This is a genomic window from Acidimicrobiales bacterium (assembly GCA_025455885.1).
Classification (GTDB): domain Bacteria; phylum Actinomycetota; class Acidimicrobiia; order Acidimicrobiales; family Acidimicrobilacustridaceae; genus Rhabdothermincola_A.
Genome location: JALOLR010000008.1, coordinates 89,439 through 111,960 on the forward strand (window position 1 = coordinate 89,439; position 22,522 = coordinate 111,960).

At 71.9% G+C, this 22,522-nt stretch carries 21 protein-coding genes; 5 read left to right on the forward strand and 16 right to left on the reverse strand.

What is annotated here, in order from left to right; genetic code table 11:
• Window positions 1-25: 25 nt before the first annotated feature.
• The 3 genes from MUE36_08125 to MUE36_08135 all read right to left on the reverse strand — a co-directional run bounded on the left by MUE36_08125 (window position 26) and on the right by MUE36_08135 (window position 2,582).
• Window positions 26-655, reverse strand: a complete 630-nt coding sequence (locus MUE36_08125; protein ID MCU0310894.1) for a hypothetical protein — start codon at window positions 653-655, stop codon at window positions 26-28.
• Between the two features lie 172 nt (window positions 656-827).
• Window positions 828-1,238 (reverse strand): hypothetical protein, encoded by a 411-nt coding sequence (locus MUE36_08130; GenBank protein ID MCU0310895.1) that lies wholly within the window; start codon window positions 1,236-1,238, stop codon window positions 828-830.
• Between the two features lie 87 nt (window positions 1,239-1,325).
• Window positions 1,326-2,582, reverse strand: coding sequence for an aminoglycoside phosphotransferase family protein (locus MUE36_08135; GenBank protein MCU0310896.1), 1,257 nt, complete (start codon window positions 2,580-2,582; stop codon window positions 1,326-1,328).
• A gap of 119 nt (window positions 2,583-2,701) precedes the next feature.
• Between MUE36_08135 and MUE36_08140 the strand changes: the two genes are divergently transcribed.
• From MUE36_08140 to MUE36_08150, 3 genes are read left to right on the forward strand one after another with little or no spacing between them, the layout of a single operon-like run.
• A complete protein-coding gene (locus MUE36_08140; GenBank protein ID MCU0310897.1) occupies window positions 2,702-3,058 on the forward strand; it encodes a hypothetical protein in 357 nt (118 codons plus the stop codon).
• Window positions 3,058-4,515, forward strand: a complete 1,458-nt coding sequence (locus MUE36_08145; GenBank protein ID MCU0310898.1) for a HAMP domain-containing histidine kinase — start codon at window positions 3,058-3,060, stop codon at window positions 4,513-4,515. Before MUE36_08140 ends, MUE36_08145 begins: the two co-directional genes overlap by 1 nt.
• The gene (locus tag MUE36_08150; protein MCU0310899.1) at window positions 4,500-5,159 is read left to right on the forward strand and encodes a response regulator transcription factor; all 660 of its coding nucleotides are present in this window, start codon (window positions 4,500-4,502) and stop codon (window positions 5,157-5,159) included. Before MUE36_08145 ends, MUE36_08150 begins: the two co-directional genes overlap by 16 nt.
• A 77-nt stretch (window positions 5,160-5,236) precedes the next feature.
• On the opposite strand, the gene MUE36_08155 is transcribed toward MUE36_08150, so the two are convergent.
• Genes MUE36_08155 through MUE36_08185 form a run of 7 tightly spaced genes read right to left on the reverse strand, consistent with a single transcriptional unit; the run spans window position 5,237 to window position 13,126 of the window.
• Complete coding sequence (locus MUE36_08155) at window positions 5,237-5,935, reverse strand: response regulator (protein ID MCU0310900.1); 699 nt, start codon at window positions 5,933-5,935, stop codon at window positions 5,237-5,239.
• Complete coding sequence (locus MUE36_08160; GenBank protein ID MCU0310901.1) at window positions 5,932-8,460, reverse strand: sensor histidine kinase KdpD; 2,529 nt, start codon at window positions 8,458-8,460, stop codon at window positions 5,932-5,934. The genes MUE36_08155 and MUE36_08160 overlap by 4 nt, the downstream gene beginning before the upstream one ends.
• Window positions 8,461-8,482: 22 nt before the next feature.
• Window positions 8,483-9,064 (reverse strand): K(+)-transporting ATPase subunit C, encoded by a 582-nt coding sequence (kdpC, locus tag MUE36_08165; protein ID MCU0310902.1) that lies wholly within the window; start codon window positions 9,062-9,064, stop codon window positions 8,483-8,485.
• A complete protein-coding gene (gene kdpB, locus MUE36_08170) occupies window positions 9,064-11,151 on the reverse strand; it encodes a potassium-transporting ATPase subunit KdpB (GenBank protein MCU0310903.1) in 2,088 nt (695 codons plus the stop codon). The genes kdpC and kdpB overlap by 1 nt, the downstream gene beginning before the upstream one ends.
• 9 nt (window positions 11,152-11,160) lie before the next feature.
• Window positions 11,161-12,897, reverse strand: a complete 1,737-nt coding sequence (kdpA, locus tag MUE36_08175; GenBank protein ID MCU0310904.1) for a potassium-transporting ATPase subunit KdpA — start codon at window positions 12,895-12,897, stop codon at window positions 11,161-11,163.
• Window positions 12,897-12,986 (reverse strand): potassium-transporting ATPase subunit F, encoded by a 90-nt coding sequence (locus MUE36_08180; GenBank protein MCU0310905.1) that lies wholly within the window; start codon window positions 12,984-12,986, stop codon window positions 12,897-12,899. The genes kdpA and MUE36_08180 overlap by 1 nt, the downstream gene beginning before the upstream one ends.
• Entirely contained in the window at window positions 12,983-13,126 is a 144-nt protein-coding gene (locus MUE36_08185) for a hypothetical protein (GenBank protein ID MCU0310906.1), read from the reverse strand. Before MUE36_08185 ends, MUE36_08180 begins: the two co-directional genes overlap by 4 nt.
• A 240-nt stretch (window positions 13,127-13,366) precedes the next feature.
• Here MUE36_08185 and MUE36_08190 point away from each other — a divergent pair, with 240 nt between their 5' ends.
• Window positions 13,367-13,879, forward strand: coding sequence for a VOC family protein (locus tag MUE36_08190; protein MCU0310907.1), 513 nt, complete (start codon window positions 13,367-13,369; stop codon window positions 13,877-13,879).
• A 112-nt stretch (window positions 13,880-13,991) separates the two neighbouring features.
• Here the strand turns inward: MUE36_08190 and MUE36_08195 are convergent, their stop codons facing one another.
• The 6 genes from MUE36_08195 to MUE36_08220 form a co-directional block, all read right to left on the reverse strand.
• Window positions 13,992-15,809: a glycosyltransferase gene (locus MUE36_08195; protein MCU0310908.1), complete on the reverse strand. Its 1,818-nt coding sequence runs from the start codon at window positions 15,807-15,809 to the stop codon at window positions 13,992-13,994.
• A 154-nt stretch (window positions 15,810-15,963) separates the two neighbouring features.
• Window positions 15,964-17,604, reverse strand: a complete 1,641-nt coding sequence (locus MUE36_08200) for a cation:proton antiporter (protein ID MCU0310909.1) — start codon at window positions 17,602-17,604, stop codon at window positions 15,964-15,966.
• A 15-nt stretch (window positions 17,605-17,619) separates the two neighbouring features.
• A complete protein-coding gene (locus MUE36_08205; GenBank protein ID MCU0310910.1) occupies window positions 17,620-18,024 on the reverse strand; it encodes a hypothetical protein in 405 nt (134 codons plus the stop codon).
• Between the two features lie 14 nt (window positions 18,025-18,038).
• A complete protein-coding gene (locus MUE36_08210; protein MCU0310911.1) occupies window positions 18,039-18,533 on the reverse strand; it encodes a hypothetical protein in 495 nt (164 codons plus the stop codon).
• A gap of 117 nt (window positions 18,534-18,650) precedes the next feature.
• Window positions 18,651-19,367 carry a response regulator transcription factor gene (locus MUE36_08215; GenBank protein ID MCU0310912.1) on the reverse strand — a complete coding sequence of 239 codons (717 nt, stop codon included), beginning with the start codon at window positions 19,365-19,367 and terminating at the stop codon, window positions 18,651-18,653.
• On the reverse strand, window positions 19,364-20,956 hold the full coding sequence (locus MUE36_08220; GenBank protein MCU0310913.1) for a PAS domain-containing sensor histidine kinase: 1,593 nt from the start codon (window positions 20,954-20,956) through the stop codon (window positions 19,364-19,366). The genes MUE36_08215 and MUE36_08220 overlap by 4 nt, the downstream gene beginning before the upstream one ends.
• A 175-nt stretch (window positions 20,957-21,131) precedes the next feature.
• Between MUE36_08220 and MUE36_08225 the strand changes: the two genes are divergently transcribed.
• Window positions 21,132-22,511, forward strand: coding sequence for a DUF2252 domain-containing protein (locus MUE36_08225; protein ID MCU0310914.1), 1,380 nt, complete (start codon window positions 21,132-21,134; stop codon window positions 22,509-22,511).
• Window positions 22,512-22,522: the final 11 nt, after the last annotated feature.

The following is a 22,522-nucleotide window of genomic DNA, read 5'->3' on the forward strand; positions in this document are numbered from 1 at the left end:
GCGGGGCGGCGGGTGCTGCGGCGGGCTACGCCCGGGCGAGGATCGCCACGACCTCGTCGTCGTCGACCTGGGTGAAGTCGTCGTAGAACTGCCCGACGGCGCGGAACGAGGACGGGCGACGGAGGGCGACGACCTCGTCGGCCTCGTCGGCGAAGCGCGCCTCGACGTCGGGCGGGGCCACCGGGACGGCGAGGACGACCCGGGTGGCGCCGTGGGCGCGGGCGATCCGGCAGGCGGCGCGGGCCGTCGATCCCGTCGCCACGCCGTCGTCGACCACCACCGCGGTCCGCCCGGTCAGGTCGACTCGGGGACGGCCGGCGCGGAAGCGCTGCGCCCGCTGGGCCAGGACCTCCCGTTCGGAGGCCTCGACCCGTTCGAGGTCTGCGTCGCCGACGCCGGCCATGGCCATCACCTCGGGGTCGAGGACGCGGATGCCGCCTTCGCCGATCGCGCCCATGGCCAGCTCCCGGTGGCCCGGCAGGCCGAGTTTGCGCACCAGGACCACGTCGAGGGGTGCGCCCAGGGCCTTCGCGACCTCGAAGGCCACCGGGACCCCGCCTCGGGGCAGGCCCAACACGACGACGTCGTCGTCGTCGAACCGGCCGACCAGCGCCTCACCCAACGCCGTTCCCGCCTCCACCCGGTTCCGGAACACGTCGCGCCCCTTTCGGTCCCGTCCAGTGTCCCCCTCCTCACCGCCCCACGTCACGGCCGAACGGCCCGAGTCGGTGAGGCGTGGCCGCTCGCCGGGGCGCGTGCGCTGATGGGGCGGCCCGACCGGCACCGACGGCGAACGGACGCCGCCGGTGCGGTCGGTGGGGGGCTCGTCAGTCGATGCTGCCCACCGACGGCGCGCTGGCCACCGACGGGGCCGAGACGACGGAGGGGGCGCTGACGACGGACGGCGCCGGGGGTGGCGAGGCGATCGACGGGGCGCTCATGATCACCGGGGCCGGCGGGGCCGACACCACCGACGGGGCCGAGTCGATCGCCGGAGCGGGCGGGACGGGCGGCAGCGGAGGGACCGGCACGCCGAAGTCGGGGGCGGGCGGGATGCCCACGACCTCCGGGGGCAGCAGCGAGGTGGTCGGTCCGGGCACCGACGCCTGCAACTGGACCTCCTGGGGTGTCGGCCGGGGGCTGTCGGCGCCGGCGAGGGTCAGCGTGCCGAAGCCGGCGCCGAGTGCGACGCCACCCACGATGGCGATCTTCCAGTTGAGCTTGGGGTTCTGCTTCATGTCGTGTCCTCCTCGGGACTCGGGGTTGATGTGGGTGATCATCCGGGTCGGGCGTGAGCGGGATCTGAGGTCCGGATGAGAAGTTCCTCAGACCGCACCCGAGATGGCGGGGAACATCCGGTCGAGCCCCGCACGGCGTTCGGCGACGGCGAGCACGGCGTCGGTCAGCTCGCGCCACCCACGGATGCGACTGCGGAACGGGCCGGTGGCGAGGCCGACCAGCACGGCGGCCACCGTGACGTCGAGCGCCTCGGTGCCGTGGATCGCCGCGAACCGTGCACCGAGCTCGTCGATGTGGGGGCGCAGCCGGGCGGCGATCTCGTCGCCGGACGTGAGGGCCCGGTACTCCAGGTGGCCGAGCAGCACGGCCGGGTCGTCGAGCGGGTCGCCGGGTCCCAGGTCGTCGAGATCGATGATCCCGGTGAGGGTGCCGGTGTCGTCGACGAAGAGCTGGGCTTCGTGCAGGTCGCCGTGGACGACCGGTCCGCGGCGCCGACCGACCTGCTCCCGCGCGTCCTCGAACCTCGACCCGAGCGGGGCGAGCCGCCCGGCCAGATCGGGGGCGACGGAGACGAGGAACGCGACATGCGCGAGGGCATCGTGCGTCCTCGGCGCCCGGCCGGATGTCACCGGCCCACCGGGGGCCACCGCGCCGAGCCGGCGGAACAGGTCGGTGAACGACTCTGCGTCGGGCCAACGATCGCGGCCCGACCGGATGTGGTCGCGCAGCGTGGCACCCGGCATCGCCGACAGGAGCAGCAGCCCTTCGTTGGTGTCGACATGGAGCACCTCGGGCACGCGGAGGCCCGCCGCCCGCAGTGCGTCGTGGCGGGCGGCGACGCCGGCGACCTCGGATGGCGGCAACGCCTTGAGATAGGAGATCCGTCCGCGGGCGTCGGTGACCCGGGCCACGGCCCGTCGGGTCGGGTGGTAGGCCACCACCTCGACCTGCAGCGGGCCGGCCACCACCCCGTCGAGACGGCGGGTGAGCTCGGCCGGCGTGGTGGCGACGGGGAGACCGGTGACGACCGGGTCGAACGGCCAGCGCCAGACGCAGGCGTCGAGGACCGAGGTCGGCGTCGCCGCGGTGACCGCCACGGTGCCGGGGAGCGGCGCGCCGGGGGTCGCCGCGGCGAGGAGCACCTCTGAGGTCCGGCCCGTCGGCCAGGTGACGTCGCAGTCGTAGCGGGCCACCATCTCCCGGCCCGGCAGGTAGTGGACCTCGGTGCAGGTGGCGTGGTGGATCGTCCCGCCGGCGGCGGTGACCGCCGGTCGGAGGACGTCGATGGCGGCGTCGCCGTACAGCTCGCGGGCGGCGGGCAGGTGGGGGTCGTCGATGTGCACGGGTGCAGGTTCGGTGTTCCCGATGAGGCCGCAGTGAGAGCGAGATGAGAGCCTTCTCATGTGCCTCTCACGTCCGGCTCACCGGCGCCGCCGAGGGTTTCCGACGTGAGGTCCCGACGGTGACGCGTGCGCTGCGCTACGGCGCCGTCGTGGTCGTGGCCGTGCTGGCGGCAGGGCTGACCGCCGGGGCGCTGAGGTGGGTCGCCGGGGGCGACGGCCCCGTCCTGCCGACGCCGATCGTGCTCGACTCACCCGCACCGACCCCCGCTCCGGCCACCGTCGCCCCACCCGACCCGATCGAGGTGCGCCCTGCGCCGGATCTGCTCACGGAGCCGGCCCCGCCCCTCCCGGCACCGCCATCCCCTGCGCCGCCGCTCCCGGCACCGCCACCCCCACCTCCGCCGGATCCCGGCGACGACGGCGACGACGGCGACGACCCCGAGGACCAGGGCGACGACGAGAGGGACGACAGCTGATGAGCACCGCGGGGCTGTCCCGCCTCTGGTCCTCGGCTCGGGCCCGGGTGCTGATCGGCGCCCTGGCGCTGCTGGCGGCGACGATCGCCGTGTCGATCCTCGTCGACCGGGCCGTGCTCGTGGCTCGGCTCGACGATCGCCTCGACGCGGAGCTCGTCCAGGAGATCGACGAGTTCCGGCGACTCGTCGGGGAGGTCGACCCAGCGACCGGCGCGCCGTTCGGTTCCGACCTCGAGGCCATCGCCGATGCCTTCCTCGCCCGCAACGTCCCGGGCGAGGACGAGGTGTTCCTGGCCATCGTGGACGGCGCACCCTACGGGCGGAGCGCCGACGCGCCCTACCCGATCGAGGACCTGACGCCCCTGGTGGACACATGGGCCACGACCGCGTCACCCCAGCTGCGCACCGACGACACGCCCGCCGGCGCTCTGCGCTCCCTCGCGGTGCCGGTGGTCACGGGGGACGGCGAGTCCCGGGGGGCCTTCGTCGTGGCCCGGTTCCCCGCCGGCGAGCGCGCCGAGATCGACGATGCCGTCCGGGTCGCCGCCGTCGTCGGGGCGGCGGCGTTCGTGGTCGCCGCCCTGGCGGCGTGGGCGATCGCCGGGAGGGTGCTGTCGCCGCTGCGGAACCTGGCCACCGCCGCCGGGGAGATCGACGAGCGGGACCTGAGCCACCGCATCGACGTCGAGGGCTCGGGCGAGCTCGCCGACCTCGGCCAGCGGTTCAACGCCATGCTCGACCGGGTCGAAGGAGCCTTCGACACCCAGCGCGCCTTCCTCGACGACGCCGGCCACGAGCTGCGCACCCCCATCACGGTGCTGCGCGGACACCTCGAGCTCGTCGAGCCCGGCGCGCCGCTGCCCGCCGACACCCGGGCGCTGCTGCTCGACGAGCTCGACCGCATGAGCCGGATCGTCGAGGACCTGGTCACCATCGCCAAGGCCGAGCGCCCGGACTTCGTCACCCCGGCCCCCGTCGACGTCGCCGACCTCACCCTCGACATCGCCGAGAAGGCCCGGGCCCTGGCGCCACGCGACTGGCAGGTCGCCGCCGACGCCGTCCTGGTCGCCGACCTCGATCGCCAGCGCATCGTCCAGGCCTGGATGAACCTGGCCCGCAACGCCGCCCAGCACACCGCCGAGGGCGACACGATCACCGTGTTCGGCCGCGAACGCGACGGCGCGCTCGAGCTCGGGATCGCCGACACGGGCGAGGGCGTCGCCGACGCCGACCGGGCCCGGGTGTTCGAGCGCTTCGGTCGCGGGGCGTCGGCGCGCCGCACGAGCGCCGACGGCGCCGGGCTCGGCCTGGCCATCGCCGACGCGATCGCCGTCGCGCACGGCGGATCGATCCGACTCGACGACACCCCCGGCGGAGGCGCCACCTTCACCATCGAGCTCCCGCTCGACACCGAGCCCACACCGACCGAACCGGAGGACGCATGGCCCGCATCCTGATCGTGGAGGACGAGGACCGCATCGTGTCGTTCCTGGCCCGCGGCCTCGAGGCCAACGGGCACTCGACGATGGCGGTGGGCGACGGCGTCACGGCGGCAGCCGTGGCCCGCGACACCGACTTCGACCTCTTGATCCTCGACGTCGGACTCCCCGGCCAGGACGGCTTCGCGGTGCTGGCCGAGATCCGCAGGCGCGGCGAGCGCCTCCCGGTGATCGTACTGACCGCTCGAGACCAGACCGCCGACACCGTGGCCGGCTTCGACGCCGGAGCCGACGACTACGTCACGAAGCCGTTCCGCTTCGAGGAGCTCCTCGCTCGGGTGCGGGCCCGCCTCCGCGACCAGGGCACCACCGAGGCCACGATCCTGCAGGCCGGCGCATGCCTGCTCGACCTCCGGCGCCGGACGGCCGGGGTCGACGGCCGCACGGTCGAGCTGTCGGCCCGGGAGTTCGCGCTCGCCGAGACCTTCTTCCGCCACCCGGGCCAGGTGCTCTCACGAGAGCAGCTGCTGTCGATGGTCTGGGGCTACGACTTCGAACCCGGGTCGAACATCGTCGAGGTGTACGTCGGTTACCTGCGCAAGAAGCTGGGCGCCGACCTGATCGAGACGGTGCGGGGCATGGGCTACCGGCTCACGGCCTGACCAGGGGACGACGCGGGGGCGGTGCGCTTGAATGGGTCGTTCTCGGTGAGCAGGGCCTCGCAGGCGGTCGAGGCGACTCATCGTGAGGTCGGAGCGGGGTCGGTGACGAATCGGTACCCCATGCCGGGTTCGGTGAGGAAGTGACGGGGGCGCGACGGTTCGTCCTCCACCTTCCGACGGAGGTTGGCCATGTGGACGCGTAGGTAGTTGGCCTCGGTGCCGTAGCCAGGGCCCCAGACCGCTTGGAGCAGTTGGCGCTGCGTGACCAGACGGTCACGGTTGCGGACGAGTTGCTCCACGAGGCCCCATTCGGTGGGCGTGAGGTGGGCTTCGTGACCGTGGAGATGGATCCGCCGGTCCGTGAGGTCGATCCGCAACTCACCGGCGATCACCACGGCCTCCTCGTTGTCCGGAGTCGTCGTGCGCCGCAGGGCGGCTCGCATCCGGGCCAGCAGCTCGTTCATCCCGAAGGGCTTGGTGACGTAGTCGTCGGCGCCGCTGTCGAGCGCTCGGACCTTGTCCGACTCCTCCGAGCGAACGGTCAGGACGATGATCGGGACGTCGGTCCAACCTCGCAGGCCGTGGACCACGTCCACCCCGTCGATGCCGGGGAGACCGAGATCGAGCAGCACGAGGTCCGGGTGCCGCTCCGCGGCGAGTTCGAGTGCCTGCTCCCCCGTCGCCGCCAGGTCCACCTCGTAGGCCCGGGCCCGCAGGTTCGTGGCCAGGGCGCGACGGATCTGGGTCTCGTCGTCGACGACGAGGATCCGAGTCACCTCGGCACCCCCGCCGGCGGGCGGCCCTCCGCCGGCTCGACCAGCGGGAGGGTCAGGACCACGGTGAGGCCGCCGCCGGGGGTGTCCTCGACGGTGAGCTCACCGCCCATGGCCTGGGTGAACCCTCGAGCCACCGCCAGTCCGAGGCCCACTCCGGTGGGGCTCGAGTCCCCCAGTCGCTGGAACGGATCGAACATGCGCTCGCGGTGGTCGGCATCGATCCCCGGGCCCTGGTCGGCGATCCGGACGATCGCTCGACCCCCGTGGGCGGCGGCCTGCACCCGCACCGGCGACGTGGGCGGGGCGTGCTCGACGGCGTTGGCCACCAGGTTGGCGACGACCCGTTCGAGGAGACCCGCGTCGGCGAACGCCGTCGGGAGGTCCGCTCCGATCTCGACGACCACGTTGGCGGTCGGTCCGGAGAGGCTGTCGAGGGCGGCGGCGATGACCTCCTCGAGGCCGACGGGACGCGACGTGAACTGCACGACCCCGGCCTCGATCCGGCTCATGTCGAGAAGGTTCGCAACGAGGCGGTCGAGGCGGTCGGCCTCCTCGTCGATCGTACGGGCGAACTCCTTGCGCTCGGCCCCCGTCCATTCCACGTCGTCCTGGAGGAGGCTGGTGGCGGAGGCCTTGATCGAGGCCAAGGGGCTGCGCAGATCGTGGGACACGGCCCGGAGGATGGCGGTGCGCAGCTCGTCGGCTCGGCCGCGCACGGACGCCTCACGCGCGAGCCGTTCGAGGTCGCGTCGTTCGAGCGCGTCTGCGAGGCGGTTCGTGAAGGCGTCGAGGAGGCGACGATCCTCTCCGGAGAGCCGACCGGGGACGATCACGAGCGTCATGCCCTGGCCGATCTCGATCCGCTCTCCTGCGTCGACGGTGTCGGGCGGGTCGGCCCCGTCGACGGCCGCTCGTTCCCACTCGCCCTCGGAGGTGCGAGCGAACAGGGCGATCGCGTCCTGTCCGAAGGTGATGCGGAGGTGGGCCAGCATGGCAGCGAGGGGGTCCTGATCAGCAGACAGGCGGGCCGCGGCGACGGCCAGGACCTCGGCCTCGGCACGTGCCCGCTGTGCCTCGGCCGAGTGCCGGGCGCTCTGGCCCACGAGCACGCTGACCAGCGCCCCGCTCGCGATGAACACCACGATCGCCACGATCTGGTCGGCGTCGTCGATGACGAACGTCCCGTACGGCTGCGTGAAGAACCAGTTGGTCGTCGCCGAGGCGAGCAGTGCGACGGCCAGCGCCGGTCGGAGCCCGCCGATCGCCGCCACGATGGTGACCAGCAGCAGGTAGAGGAGCAACACCGTGGGGAGCCCGACGGTGTCACGCACCACGGCGAGCCCAGCCGTCAGGAGCGGCAGGCCGATGAGAGCGACGCCCCAGCCGACCACCTGTCGGCGCCGGTTCAGCGGGGACCGTCGTCGTGGCGCTTGCGGCAACCGCCGTGCCTCGTCGCCCTCGTAGGAGATCACGTGGACGTCGATGTCGCCGGAGAGGCGGATCGCCTTGTTGATGACCGAGCCCCGCACGAGCTCGGTCGTGCGGCGACGGCGCGTCGAGCCGAGGACCAGCTGCGTGGCCTTGACGGACCGGGCGAAGGCGGCGAGGCCGTCCGCCACGTCGTCGGCCACGACCTCGTGGTAGGTGCCTCCGAGATCGCAGAGCAGTTGTTGGCCGTCGAGGAGCGCCTGGCTGACACCGGAGGCGAGCCCCTCTCCCGCCTTGACGTGAACCCCGATCAGGTCGGCGTGGGTTCGCTGCGCCATCCGCGCGGCGCGACGTATGAGGTGCTCCCCGCTGGGCGCGCCGGTGACGGCGACGACCACCCGCTCACGGGTCTCCCACGTCCCGGTGATCCCGTGGTCGTCCATGTAGCCCTGGAGGGCGTCGTCGACCTTGTCCGCCACCCAGAGCAGCGCCAGCTCGCGGAGCGCCGAGAGGTTGCCCGGCCGGAAGTAGTTGGTGAGGGCGGTGTCGACCTTGCCGGCGTCGTAGATGTTGCCGTGGGCCATTCGGCGACGCAGGGCCTCGGGGGTCATGTCGACGAGCTCGACCTGGTCGGCCTCGCGGACCACCCTGTCGGGGACGGTCTCGCGTTGGTGGATCCCGGTGATCGTCTCGACGACGTCGTTCAGCGACTCGAGGTGCTGGATGTTGACCGTGGAGATGACGTCGATGCCGGCGTCGAGCAGGGCGTGCACGTCCTCCCATCGCTTCTCGTGAAGCCCCCCGGGCGCGTTCGTGTGGGCGAGCTCGTCGACCAACGCGACAGCCGGTCGACGGGCCAGGACCGCGTCGAGGTCCATCTCCTCGAAGGTCGTTCCGCGGTAGTCGACGCTGCGCCGTGGCACGGTCTCCAGATCGCCGATCTGCTCCTCGGTGTTGGCACGACCGTGGGTCTCGACCACCCCGATCACGACGTCGGTGCCCCGTGCGGCCCGTCGGCGGCCCTCGCTGAGCATGGCGAACGTCTTGCCGACGCCCGGTGCGGCGCCGAGATAGATGCGGAGGTGGCCGCGGCTCACGACCGGAGTGTACGGAGCGCCCTCACGGCCGGCCCCCCGCTTCGTCGACCGCGAGGTTGAGGAGCACGACGTTCACCCCGGGGTCGCCGAGCACTCCGAGCGGCCGCTCGTCGGTGTTGTCGTCGATGAGGTCCAGGACCTGGTCCACGGAGAGCCCCCGGGCCTCGGCGACTCGGGGCGCCTGGAGCCGAGCGTTCGCCACTGAGATGTGAGGGTCGAGGCCCGATGCCGATCCGGTGACCGCATCGATCGGCACCGCGACCTCGGCGGGCAACCCGTTCCGAGCACGGTAGGCATCGACCCGTTCCCTGACCGCGTCGATCAGCTCGGGGTTGGTCGGGCCGAGGTTCGATCCCGAGCTCGAGGTCGCGTCGTAGCCCTCACCGGCCGAGGAGGGTCGTGGCTCGAACCACTCGGGCCCGTCGAAGGGCTGGCCGATCAACTCCGACGCCACGGGTGTCCCGTCGATCTCGACGAGCGAGCCGTCGGCCTGGCGCGTGAAGGCCAGCTGCGCCACACCGGTCACGACCAGGGGGTAGGCGACACCGAGGAGGACCGTCATCGTCAGGAGCACGAGGAGGGCGGGCAGCAGCTGACGGCGCATCAGGAGACCCCCAGGGCGGTGAGGAGCAGGTCGATGAGCTTGATGCCCACGAACGGAGCGACCAGGCCTCCGAGTCCGTAGACCGTGATGTTGCGGCGCAGCACGTCGGCCGCGCCCACGGCGCGGAACCGCACGCCGCGCAGCGCGAGGGGGATGAGGGCCACGATGATCAGCGCATTGAAGATGACCGCCGAGAGGATGGCCGTGCGGGCGGACTCCAGTCGCATCACGTTCAGCGCCTCGAGCTCCGGGTAGGCGACGAGGAACATCGCCGGGATGATCGCGAAGTACTTGGCGACGTCGTTGGCGATCGAGAAGGTGGTGAGCGATCCACGGGTGATGAGCAACTGCTTGCCGATCTCGACGATCTCGATGAGCTTCGTGGGATCGGAGTCGAGATCGACCATGTTCCCGGCTTCCTTGGCAGCCTGGGTGCCGGTGTTCATCGCCACGCCGACATCCGCGGCGGCCAGCGCAGGCGCGTCGTTGGTGCCGTCGCCTGTCATCGCCACCAGCCGTCCCCCGCTCTGCTCCCGGCGGATGAGCGTCATCTTGTCCTCGGGCGTCGCCTCGGCGAGGTAGTCGTCGACGCCTGCCTCTCCGGCGATCGCCTGCGCCGTGAGCGGGTTGTCACCCGTGATCATCACCGTGCGGATCCCGAGTGCCCGCAAGTCGTCGAACCGCTCACGCATCCCGGGCTTCACCACGTCCTTCAAGTGGACGACCCCGAGCACCCGCTCGCCATCGGCCACGACGAGCGGCGTTCCACCGCTGTTCGAGATGTCCGTGACGAAGGAGAGCAGCTCGGGCGGGACCTCACCCCCCTGCTCGGTGACCCAACGGCGGACCGAGTCGGTGGCGCCCTTGCGGATCCGACGCCCGTCGGGCAGGTCGACACCGCTCATCCGGGTCTGTGCGGTGAAGGGAACGAGCTCCGAAGCCGTCGTGCCGGGGATCTCTACGTCGTAACGGTCCTGGACGAACTGCACGATCGAACGCCCCTCGGGGGTCTCGTCGGCCAGGCTGGTGAGAAGCGCCGCAACGGCCATCTCCCGCTCGTCGACGCCGTGCACCGGGTCGAGAGCGGCAGCCTGGCGGTTCCCGAAGGTGATCGTGCCGGTCTTGTCCAGGAGGAGCGTGGACACGTCCCCCGCAGCCTCCACGGCCCGACCGCTCATGGCCAGGACGTTGCGCTGGACGAGCCGGTCCATGCCGGCGATCCCGATGGCCGAGAGCAGGCCTCCGATGGTCGTCGGTATGAGGCAGACCAGCAGCGCGGTGAGCACCACGAGACTCTGCTCGTCCCCCGAGTAGATGGCGAAGGGCTGGAGCGTCACGACGACGAGCAGGAAGATGATCGTCAATCCCGACAGGAGGATGCTGAGCGCGATCTCGTTGGGGGTCTTCTGCCGCTCGGCGCCCTCGACGAGCGCGATCATCCGGTCGAGGAAGGACTCGCCGGGCCGTGCCGAGATGCGCACGACGATGCGGTCGGACAGGACGGTCGTGCCCCCGGTGACCGCTGACCGGTCACCGCCCGACTCCCTGATGACCGGGGCGGACTCGCCGGTGATCGCCGACTCGTCGACGCTGGCGATGCCGTCGATGACGTCTCCGTCGCCGGGGATGACCTGGCCGGCGACGACCTCGACCTCATCCCCCACCTCGAGGGCGGTGGAGGGCACCTGTTCGAGGCGCCCGTCGCGCCCCCGCCGGTTGGCGGTCGTCTCCTGGCGGGTCTTGCGAAGTGAGGCCGCCTGCGCTTTCCCTCGCCCTTCCGCCATGGCCTCGGCGAAGTTGGCGAACAGAACCGTGAACCACAGGAAGACGACGACGAGCCCGGTGAACAGCGTTCCCTCCCCGGTGTCGTCACCGAGCTGGGTGAAGAAGAGGAGGCTGGTGACTGCTGCTCCAACCTCGACCACGAACATCACCGGGTTGCGGGCCATGGCGCGCGGGTCGAGCTTTCGGAAGCTGTCGAAGAGCGCGGTGCCGATGATCTGGCCGTCGAAGAGCGCTCTCGTCGACGACCGGTTCGGGTCGTGCGTCGCCCCCCGTTCGGCGACAGGGTCGGAGGTGAGTGCCACGTAGAGCTCCTAGGACATCATCAGCTGCTCGACCACCGGGCCGAGAGCGAGCGCAGGGAAGAAGGTGAGCCCGGCCACGATGAGCACCACGCCCGTGACGAGCCCGGCGAAGATCGGACCGTCGGTGGGGAACGTCCCGACCGTCACCGGCACGCGCTGCTTGCGGGCCAGGCTCCCGGCGATCGCCAGCGCCGGGATGATCAGCGCGAACCGACCCGCCAGCAGGGCGATGCCCCCGCTCGTCGTCATCCACGGGGTGTCCGCGGTGAAACCGGCGAACGCCGAACCGTTGTTGTTGCCCTGCGACGCGAAGGCGTAGAGCACCTCGCTCAACCCGTGCGGTCCGGGATCCTGGATCGAGGTGTCGAGCACGGTGCCCAGGCGGATGCTGATCGCCGAGAGGGTCAGGACCGTGAGCGGCATCACGGCGATGAAGAGCACGACGAGCTTCATCTCGGTGGCCTGGACCTTCTTTCCGAGGTACTCCGGCGTCCGCCCGACCATCAGCCCGGCGATGAACACGGCGAGGAGGGCGTAGACGAGCAACCCCATCAGTCCCACACCGACGCCTCCGGGGCTGACCTCGCCGAGGAGCATGTTGACCATGGCCACGCCACCGCCGGCCGGCGTCATGGAGTCGTGCATGCAGTTGACCGAGCCGTTGGAGGTCCCGGTCGTGCTCCCCGCCCAGAGCGCACAGGTGGCGGGCCCGAAGCGCACGTCCTTGCCCTCCATGTTCCCGCCGGGCTGTGTGGCGACCACGCTCTGGTCGGCGCCCACGTCCGCGAGCAACGGGTTGCCACTCGTCTCCGCCGCGGTGGCGACGAGCACCGATCCCAACCACAGGACCACCATCACCGCCAGCAGCACGCTGCCCTGCCGACGGTCCTTCGCCATCCGTCCGTAGGCCAGCGGGATCGCCAGCGGGAGGGCGACGATCGCCCACGTCTGGACCAGGTTCGACCATGCGTTCGGGTTCTCGAACGGGTGAGCGGAGTTGACGTTGAAGAAGCCACCCCCGTTGGTCCCGAGCTGCTTGATGGCCACCTGCGATGCAGCCGGCCCGCCGGGGAGCTCCTGGGCACCGCCGGCGACCGCGATCACCTCGGTCGTACCCGAGAAGTTCTGGATGACACCCTGGCTGACGAGCACCACGGCGACGAGGAGCGAGAGCGGCACGAGGATTCGCACGACCACCCGGGTGAGGTCGACCCAGAAGTTGCCGAGGGTGGCCGAGCCCCGACGGGTCAGTCCTCTGATGACGGCGACGATCACCGCCATCCCGGCGGCGGCCGACACGAAGTTCTGCACCGTGAGCCCCAGCATCTGGGAGAGGTGGCTCATGGTCGTCTCGCCGCCGTAGGCTTGCCAGTTCGTGTTCGTGACGAACGAGATGGCGGTGTTGAACGCCACTCCGGGGCTCACCGCCTCCTGCCCGTCCGGGTTGAGCGGGAGCCAGGCCTGGAACCGGAGGAGCGCGTACAGGGCGAGGACGGACAGGGCGCTGAAGGCCAGCAGGGAGAGGGCGTAGGTGGTCCAGCGCTGTTCTGATCGCGGGTCGATGCGGCACACCCGGTAGATCAGCCGCTCGACGGGCAGGAACAGCCGGTCGCCGGGCGTGGCCTGAGGCACACCGTGGTGCTCGGGGTCGCCGAACACCCTCGCCAGGTAGCGACTCAACGGGGGCACCGTGACCGCAAGCACTGCGAGGAAGAGGACGAGCTGGAAGAGCGCCGATGGCGACATCAGAACCGCTCGGGGAAGAAGAGGGAGACGGCGAGGTACACGAGCACGACGCCGGCGATGACGAGGCCGACGACGTTCTCCGGCGTCATCGATCGACCACGTCGGTGGGCTCGCCGGTGATCGCAGCTGCCGTTTCGTCGGGACCGACGAGACGGTCGCACAGGCGAACGAGCCCGACGAGCGCGGCGAACGCCACGAGGACGGTCAACACGTAGAGCACATCGGCCATGAGGAGACGTCTACGCCGCGACGACCCTCCGTGGAACCCGGTTGACGTCGTCTTGAGGGCGATCGGGCCGATCTTGTCGAGACCTTCACGTCCACACACCCACGCACGACGCCCTCCGCGCCTCGATCCCGTCGAACCGGGACCCGGTGACGTCACCTCGGGGAGGTCCTCGGGTTCGGATGGCCGGGTGGGGTGCCCCGACCCGTTGACGGCATCGGGGGCGGCGAGGACGATGGACCGATGCCTCCCCCCTCGCTCCGCCTGGGTCACCTCGACCACGTCCACATCCGGGTTCCCGATCGGGTCGAGGCGGCAGCGTGGTACGCCGAGCACCTCGGGTTCGAGCCCGTCGAGGAGTACCGGTTCTGGGCCGAGGGTTTCGGGGGTGGACCCCTCCAGATCACCGGGGACGGAGGGGGGACGAGCCTCGCGTTGTTCGAGGCGAGCGAGACCCACCCGATGGCACCCAACCTCGCCGGGGTGGCGTTCAGCGTCGACCACGAGGCCTTCGTGGCGTTCGCCCGCTCGCTGCCCGGTGTGATCCCGAACGTCGGGGGAACACCCCTGGCCAGCGACGAGCTCATCGACTTCGACCTCTGCTGGGCCTACGAGTTCGCCGACCCGTGGGGCAACCGGTACGAGCTCAACTGCTACGACTACGACGAGGTCCGACTCGACCTGATCGAGCGCGACCGGATCCGGCCGGTCAGGTATTGGCCACGCGAGCTGTACGACGAATGGCGACAGGCGTAGCCACGACGGCATCAGGGACCCGCGCGCGGAACGGGGAGGCTCGGCCCTCTCACGAGCGAGACGGTGCGGGGCATGGGCTACCGGCTCACGGCCTGACCAGGGCGGGTCTCGCTCACCTGACCGTCGACCGCCGCGGCACGAGGAACAGCCGGCGGTCGACGTGGTCGCCGTAGAACCACATCAGTCCGGCGACACAGGACCCCACGAAGCCTGCCGCGACGGCGCTCGCCCAGAGGCCGGCGTCGAGGAACACGGCCGCCCATCCGAACTGGTAGCAGACGAACAGCACCTCGGCGGCGACGTAGGGCGGGTGCACCCGGACCTTCGCCCGCCGTGGGGGCCGGTCGCCGCCCGAGGCCGCGGTGCGGGTGGCCCCCGTGTCCGCGACGGTCACGGTGGCGACCTTCGGGGTGCGCTCGAACTCGCTGTGCATCGGCCCGAAGAGGCCTTCGGCGAAGGCGCTGAACTGGTGGGGCAGCATGCCGGTGTTGATGACGGCGTAGGGCACCACCCGGGTCATCCGCCGGGCCAGCACCGACCACGTCCGGGGGCCGGGGTAGGAGCGCCGGGTCTCGATGGTGGCGACGACGGTCGCCGCCGTCAGCCACAGGACCATCGGGGCCACGTAGACGCCGAGCCCGACGCCGACGCCGAACGTCCCGAGCCACACGCCGTTCCAGATGCCGATCGGCAGCACCAGGAGCCAGAGCCCCCACAACGCCCACTGCCACGGGATGCACATGTGGTACAGGAGGTGGGCCCGGCGCAGCGGCGTGGTCTCGTAGCTCCGGAGCAGTGTGCGTAGGTGGATGCGTTGGAGCTGCATCCATCCCTGCGTCCAGCGCTTCTGCTGGGCCTTGTAGGCCGTGTAGGTCGCCGGCAGCTCGGAGGGGGCCACCACCTCCTTGACGAAGCGTGTCCGGTACCCGGCGAAGAGGTGCCGGAAGCTCAGCTCGCAGTCCTCGACGAGGCTCGCCGCCCGCCAGCCGCCGGCCCGCTCGATCGCCTCGGCCCGCCAGATCCCCGCCGTCCCGGTGAAGTTGACGAAGCCCCACTTCTCGGACCGCCACGACATCTGGACCGTGTGGTGGTCGTCGACCCAGAGCGACTGGGCACGCGTGAGCGGCGACTCGTCGTGGTTGAGGTGGCCCCACTGGGTCTGCACGAGCGCCAGGTCGTCGATCCAGCGGCCCTCGTCGTCGAAGAAGTAGCCGACCGCCCCGGCCAGGAAGTCCGGTCGGGGCAGGAAGTCCGAGTCGAAGATCACGATCAGGTCGGCGGACGTCATGCGCCGACCCACCTCGAGCGCCCCCGCCTTGTAGCCGTCGCGGTTCGACCGGCGGACCAGCCGGCAGTCGACGCCCGAAGCCCGCATCCGGTCGCACACCCGCTCGACGAGCGCTCGGGTGTCGGGGTCGGTCGAGTCGTCGAGCACCTGGACCTCGAGGCGATCGCGCGGCCAGTCGAGCGAGCAGGCCGCGTCGATCGCGCGCTCGGCGACGGCGTCCTCGTTGAACATCGGGAGCTGCACGCACACCGTCGGCAACGCCGCCGGCAGACGACCGGGCCGGTTCGTCGCCCGTCCCCGCCAGAAGTAGCCGACCCGTTCGATCAGCCCGGCGAGGAGGAACGCCCCGATGGCGGCGACCGGCAGGTGGAACGCGGCCACCAGGACCCACCACCAGCCGGGCCCGACCTCGGCCAGGTCGACCGATCCGTTCGACACGGCCAGGGCCAGGCCGGTGCCGGCGGCGAGAGCGAGACCCAGGTTGGGGAGCCACCACCGCCCGCCGAGCGAGCCGGGCCGAGCGGCCGCGGTCGCGGGACGCCCTTCGCCGGTGGGGTCGTCGGTGGGGTCGTCAGGGGGCGGGTCGGGTGGGAGCCCTCGTCCGGACGTGATGACCTCGTCGACGACCTCGTGGAGTGCCATGGGCGCCACGGTCGCGGCGGCGGCTGAGCCCACCGTGAGAGCGGCCTGAGAACGCCCTCATCGCCCGCTCGCCCACCGTCAGGGACTCCCGGAGCGCGACCGGTCGTGCCCGGGCGACGGCCACGACCGGATCGGTCGCCATGCCGGCACCAGGTCACGCCAGGGGGCGACGCAGCTCGCTCGGCAGGGACTCGACGGCCTTGGTGAGGGCGGTGATCCGCCGTCCCTGCTCGACGCCGAGCGCATCGAGCATGGCGCGGGCGACGGTCAGCTCGGCGGCGCCGGTGGCGTCGATCACCCGAACCCCGTCGTGGCCGGAGGCCCGGTCGGCGCTGGCCGGGTCGCGGACCCAGGCCAGCACGGGAACGCCCTCGGCATCCGAGCCCCGTGCGTCGAGCAGCACCTGCAACGCGGCCGGGTCGAGATCCATGGCGACCACCAGCGCGGCGTCGTCGGGAACGGTGTCGGACGCGGCCGTGACGACCACCGGGTTGTCGAGACCCGCCTGCTCGACGCTGGCCGTGAGCAGGGCCCGCGCCCCCGCCCCGCCTCCCACCACGACGACCGGCGGGACCGGTGGGGCGGCCGGGGCGCGGCCGCGGGCGACCGCCCGTCGTTCGATGAGCGCACCGAGGCGCCGCCCGCCCGCGTCGAGCACGGGAGTGAGGATGAACAACAGCACGGCGGTGGCGATGAACGCCTGGGATCCCTGCTCGCCGACGCCGGCCGGGGTGAGCCCTTCAGCCCGTCCGCTCTGCTCGAGCACGAACGAGAACTCACCGATCTGGGCGAGGAGGAGCGCGGAGGTGGCGATCACCGGTCCGGGTCGTGAGAAGACCTTGGCGGCGGTGGAGGTGGCGACCACCTTGATCACCACGGTGCCGACGGCGAGGACGAGGACGAGCTGCCATCGGTCGAGCACGAACCCGATGTCGAGGAGCATGCCGATCGAGGCGAAGAAGATGGCCGAGAAGAGCATCTGGAACGGGGTGATGTAGCGCAGGGCCCGCTCACGGTGGCGGCTCGAGGAGATGACGAGGCCGGCGATGAACGCCCCCAGCGAGTCGGTGAGGCCCAGCAGGCTGGCGCCGTAGGCCACGGCCAGTGCGAACGCCGCAACGGTGAGGAGGAACACCTCGTCGGTCGAACGCTCGGCGACGCGGTCGAGGGCGCGGGGGACGAACCATCGGGTGGCGCCGAGGACGAAGACGATGACGACGAGGGAGCGCAGCAGCGCGCCGAGGACGTCGCCGACGCCCCCCGACGACCCGGGCCCCAACATGGGCACGAGCAGCACCATGATGACGACGGCGAGGTCCTGGAAGATGAGGAAGGACACGGCCACCTCGCCCACCGGGGAGGAGGTCTGGCGGCGGTCCGAGAGGATCTTGAGCACGATGGCGGTGGAGCTGAGCGACACGAGGCAACCCGTGTAGATCGCGGTCTTGGTGTCGACGCCGAACAGGACGCAGCCGGCGGTGACGAGTCCGATGGTGAGCAGGACCTGGACCGCGCCGCCGCCGAAGAGCAGCGCCCCGAGGGATCGGAGGCGGTCGGCGCTCAGCTCGAGGCCGATCCCGAACAGCAGGAAGATGACGCCGATCTCCGCGGTCTGCTCGACGAGCTCGACGTCCTCGACGATGCCGAGCGCGAAGGGCCCGACCAGCGCGCCGGCCAGCACGAACCCGACGATGGGCACGAGCCCGATCCGGGTGCACAGATAGGAGATGGCGGCCGCCGCGAGGAGGACGACCGCCATCTCGGCCACCAGCGGCGGCACGGTCACGGCGAGCACGGCGATGGACCGGGGTCAGGCCGTGAGGGCCCTGATCTCGTCGTCGAGCGCGACGGCCTCGGGGTTGCCGATGCGGTTCGACCACCACGACCGGAGGGCGGCGGTGTCGCCGTCGATGCGCAGCGTGCCCGAGGCGATGGCCTGCTCGAGGACGTCGTAGCCGGGATCGAGCACGAGCTCGCGGGCCAGCGCGTAGTCGACGGTGAAGGCGAGCCGCGCGTCGGAGGCGTGGCCCGCCTCCCACCCGATGACCGGGCCGTGGCCGGAGTGCAGCTCGCGGGTGGCCTCGCCGAAGGGGACGCCGGTGATCGTGGCGTTGACCACCATCCCCGGTTCGTCGACGGGGTTCCCCGCCCGGCGGGCCTTGACCGACCGGGTCTGCTCGATCCAGTCGTCGGAGAGGAAGGGATGGGTGGTCATGGTGCTCCCGGGCGTCAGGCGGCGTCGGCGTCGACGGTGGTGGCGGTGACCGACGGGCAACCGGCCTTGGCGGCCTCGACGAGGTCGTTCCATGCCGAGTCGACGGCCTCCGTGGCGGCGCGGACCTGGTCCCGACGGTCCACGGGGAGCGACGACGACGTCAATGCGGTCCCGAGGTCGTCGAGCGACGTCGTGAAGGCGTCGACAGCCGGTTCGAGTTGGGCGTCCGCCGCCTCGGCGAGTTGCCGGGCGGCGGTCTCGAGCTCGTCGAAGTAGCTCCGCACGCTGTCGAGCCCCCCGTTCACGATGTCGATCTCGTCGTAGGCCTCGAACGCGCTGATGAGCGACGACCATGCGTCGCAGTAGTTCTGCGCAGCGTCGACGGTGGTGGCCGTCGTGCTGTCGTCATCGCTCGAACAGGCGGCAAGGGCCCCGAAGGACGCCACCACGACGACGACGGCGCCGGCGGTCAGCCGGACCCGCCGGAGGGTGGAGGGGGTGTGACGCACGCAGGATCTCCTCGTTCGATGGTGGTGTGAGTGGACCGTCCGGCGGCACCGACGCGGGTTCCGTTTCGGTGCAGATGAGGTGCAACCGTGGCAACCGGCACCCTGCACCGCGCGCGGTCAGGTGGGGACGCGACCCCGGTAACGGTATCCGAACCCCCGCACGGCCTCGATCGGCGAGGTGTCGGGGTCCTGCCAGCCGAGACGCTTGCGCAGGCGGAGCACCGCGAACTTCACCCGTTCGGGTCCGACCCCGAGGGGGTCGGACCAAGCGTGCTCGAGGAGCTGCTCCCGGGAGAGCACCTGGCCGGGGTGACGCAGGAACGTGACGAGCAGCTGCCACTCCGTGGGCGACAGGTCGACCGGCTCGTCGGCGAGGTGGACGGTCTTCGCCCGGAGGTCGACCACGAGGTCGCCGTCGGCGATCCGCTCGACGACGTCGGCCCCACCGCCGGTCGTGGAGCGGCGCAGGAGGGCGATCACCCGAGCGAGGAGCTCGGCGTTCGAGAACGGCTTGGTGACGTAGTCGTCGGCCCCCAGGAGAAGGGCGTCGACCTTGTCGCGCTCGAGGCCCCGGGCGGTGAGGACGAGCACCGGGAGGTCGGTCATGTCCCGAAGCCGCCGCAGGACCTCCATGCCGTCGAGGTCCGGGAGGCCGAGGTCGAGGATCACGGCGTCGGGCCGGCTCTCGAACGCCCGCCGCAGCGCCTCGCGTCCGGAGGCGGCCAGGAGCACGTCGAGTCCGGCACGACGCAGCACCTCGGCGAGCACGGCGCGGATGTCGTCGTCGTCGTCGACGACGAGCACCCGCCGGGCGGGCCCGGTGATCGCCGTCACGACGGCTCCGGGGAGAGGTCCGCCATCTCGCAGCGCACCCGGGTCCCTCCCCCGGGGGAGTCGTCGATGGTGACCGTCCCACCGTGGAGGCCGACGAGGCCCTCCACGATGGCCAGGCCCAGGCCGGCGCCGGGGACACCGGCGCGCTCGGCGTCGGGGGTGCGCACGAAGCGGCCGAGCACCGAAGCGCGCTGGTCGGCGGGGATGCCGGGGCCGTGGTCGACGACGTCCAGGAACCACCGGCTGCCGACGCGGTCGGCCCGTACCGTCACGTCGCACCCGGGCGGCGAGAACTTGACGGCGTTGTCGACCAGGTTCTCGACGATCTCGGTGAGGCGCCGGCGGTCGGCGGTGACCACCAGCCCCTCCCCGACCTCCACCCGGACGGTGACCGAGCGGCGTGCGGCGGTCGAGGCGAACGACTCGGCAGCTTCGGCGAGGAGCGGGGCGACACGGATCTCGGTGGGCTCGAGGGTCAGCATCCCGGCGTCGAGACGCCCGACGAGGAGGAGGTCCTCCACCATGGAGCGCAGGCGATCGACGTTGCGCCCGATGATCCCGAGGTGGCCCATCGCCGTCTCGGGCACCTCCGGGTCGGACTGCAACAGCTCGGTCGCGCCGGCGATCGCGGTGAGCGGGGTGCGCAGCTCGTGCGACACGCCGGCCACGAAGTCGTTGCGCAGCCGGTCGTAGGCCTCGAGTCGTTCCGCCTGCTCCTCGGCCACCCGGCGGGCCTGCTGTTCGAGCTCGAGCAGCGCCTGCTGGCGGCGTTCTTCGTCGCGTCGCGCCGTGTCGTCGGTGAAGAGCCAGAGCCGGCCGTGGTCGGCGTCCGCCCCGCGGATGGGGATGACCTCGACGCGGACCTCGCGACCGGTCGACAACACGAACGGGAAGACCGAGCGGGTCCGGTGGTCCACCTCGGCGACCCTCGGCAGCGGCGTCGGACCCGCCAACCCGGTCGCCAGCCGAGCCACCAGCTCGTCGCGGTGCGATCCGACGAACGCCGCGGCCGGGCCGTCGACGAGGAACATCTCGCAGAGGCGCTCGTTGGCGAACAGCACCACCCCCGATGCGTCGTCGATGAACGCACCCTCGCCGAAGCTCGCGACCAGCGCCTCGAGCCGGGCCTGTGACTCGAGGAGGGCCTGGGCGCGCTCCTCGGACTCGGTGACGTCGCGGGAGAAGGCCACGCGGCCCTGCACGCCGGGGACGTCGTGCAGGTCGGCGACGACGGTCTCGAGCCACCGCCACTCGCCCGTTCCGGAACGGACGCGGTAGCGGAACGCCTTCGTGGGATCGAAGGGCTCGCCACGTGCTTCCCGCCCGGCGAGGTCGGATCGGTGGGCGTGGATCCGTTCCCGGTCGTCGGGGTGCACGAACAGCCAGCCGTCGGCGGGCTTGCGGAAGCTGTCGTCGAACCCGAGGAGCCGCAGGCCCGCCTGGTTGACCATCTGCTGGCGACCGTGGGCGTCGGTGATGGTGATGATCTCGGGGGCCCGCTCGAAGAGGACCTCGAGGTCCGGTGCGAGGGGCAGCACGACCGGGGTGGATCCTGCCGGCCCCTCCCCGGTGGTGGGCTCGTCACCCATGGGTACCCCTCCGTGGTCGCCTCGGACGAAGCCGAGCGGCGGTCACCGCCGACCCATCGGCCCACGCTACGACCATCGCGGACGGGCACCGGTGCGGATCGGGTGCAGGAGCGGAGCACCCGCCTCGCACCCGATCCGCACCCGGCGCACCCCGCCGCGGCGCGATCCTGGCGCGATGCCCCCCACGACCGAGGTCCCGCGCCCGGACGCCGACGCCGGCCGCGCCGCCCGACGGACGACGCCCCGATCGGCGATCGGCGACTGGCACCCTGCCGCCGACCGCCCCGACCCCGTGGCCGTCCTCGCCGCCCAGGACGCCGACCGGGTCCCGGGGCTGGTCCCGCTGCGCCATGCCCGCATGGCGGTGAGCGCCTTCACCTTCTACCGGGGCGCGGCGGCGATCATGGCCGCCGACCTCGCCGGGACCCCCACGTCCGGGCTGGAGGCGCAGCTGTGCGGGGACGCCCACCTGAGCAACCTGGGTGTCTTCGCGTCGCCGAGCCGGGAGCTGTTGTTCGACCTGAACGACTTCGACGAGACCGCCCGGGGCCCGTGGGAGTGGGATCTGCTGCGCCTCGCCACCAGCTTCACGATCGCAGCCGGCGATCGGGGGTTCCCCCCGGCGACGGCGCGGGATCTGTCCGCCACCGTCGCCTCGGCGTACCGCAGCGCCATGCGCGACTTCGCCGGATGGAGCCCGCTCGACATCTGGTACGCCCGGCTGGACACCGAAGCCGTCCGCAAGGCGTTCGCCGCCAGGCGCAAGGCCGCCCGAAGGGTCGACGAGGGCATCGGGGCGGCCCGGCGGCGAACCAGCCTCCAGGCCGTGCGCAAGCTCACCGAGCAGGTCGACGGCGGGCGCCGCTTCCGGGCCGATCCCCCGGTGCTCGTGCCCCTCGGCCAGGTCGGCACCGACGCCGACCCCGAGGTGCTCGCCGACGCCATACGGTCCACGTTCGCCGGCTACCGGACGACGGTGGCCGACTCCCACGCCGCCCTGCTCGGCCGGTACCGGATCACCGACATCGCCCACAAGGTGGTCGGCGTCGGCAGCGTCGGCCTGCGGGCCTTCGTGGTGCTCCTGGAGAGCGACGCCGGCGACCCGCTCGTCCTGCAGTTCAAGGAGGCCGCGCACTCGGTGCTCGAGCCCCACGTCGCGCCCGGGCGCTACGACCATCCCGGTCAGCGGGTGGTCGAGGGGCAGCGCATGATGCAGGCCGCCAGCGACATCTTCCTCGGGTGGAGCACCTCGGCGCTCGACGGTCGCCACTACTACTGGCGCCAGCTCCGCGACATGAAGGGGTCCGCCGACGTCGAGGCGATGTCGGCGACCGCCCTCGCCGTCTACGCCCGGATGTGCGGATGGTCCCTGGCCCGGGCCCACGCCCGATCCGGCGAACCGGCCGCCATCGCCGCGTACCTCGGGCGCTCGACCCGCTACGACGAAGCCGTCGCGACCTTCGCCGAACGCTACGCCGACCTCAACGCCGCCGACCACGCCCGCCATGCGCACGCCGTCGCCGACGGCGAGCTGCCCTCCGGCGATCTCGCCTGACCGAACCGAGG

Excerpts from the sequence above, each read along its gene's own strand:
- MUE36_08130 (MCU0310895.1), bottom strand. The coding sequence starts at position 1,238 with ATGAAGCAGAACCCCAAGCTCAACTGGAAGATCGCCATCGTGGGTGGC.
- MUE36_08205 (MCU0310910.1), bottom strand. The coding sequence starts at position 18,024 with ATGACCACCCATCCCTTCCTCTCCGACGACTGGATCGAGCAGACCCGG.
- MUE36_08180 (MCU0310905.1), bottom strand. The coding sequence starts at position 12,986 with ATGACGCCGGAGAACGTCGTCGGCCTCGTCATCGCCGGCGTCGTGCTC.
- kdpC (MCU0310902.1), bottom strand. The coding sequence starts at position 9,064 with ATGCGCCGTCAGCTGCTGCCCGCCCTCCTCGTGCTCCTGACGATGACG.
- kdpA (MCU0310904.1), bottom strand. The coding sequence starts at position 12,897 with ATGTCGCCATCGGCGCTCTTCCAGCTCGTCCTCTTCCTCGCAGTGCTT.
- MUE36_08150 (MCU0310899.1), top strand. The coding sequence starts at position 4,500 with ATGGCCCGCATCCTGATCGTGGAGGACGAGGACCGCATCGTGTCGTTC.
- MUE36_08225 (MCU0310914.1), top strand. The coding sequence starts at position 21,132 with ATGCCCCCCACGACCGAGGTCCCGCGCCCGGACGCCGACGCCGGCCGC.
- MUE36_08195 (MCU0310908.1), bottom strand. The coding sequence starts at position 15,809 with ATGGCACTCCACGAGGTCGTCGACGAGGTCATCACGTCCGGACGAGGG.
- MUE36_08190 (MCU0310907.1), top strand. The coding sequence starts at position 13,367 with ATGCCTCCCCCCTCGCTCCGCCTGGGTCACCTCGACCACGTCCACATC.
- MUE36_08185 (MCU0310906.1), bottom strand. The coding sequence starts at position 13,126 with ATGGCCGATGTGCTCTACGTGTTGACCGTCCTCGTGGCGTTCGCCGCG.
- MUE36_08220 (MCU0310913.1), bottom strand. The coding sequence starts at position 20,956 with ATGGGTGACGAGCCCACCACCGGGGAGGGGCCGGCAGGATCCACCCCG.
- MUE36_08145 (MCU0310898.1), top strand. The coding sequence starts at position 3,058 with ATGAGCACCGCGGGGCTGTCCCGCCTCTGGTCCTCGGCTCGGGCCCGG.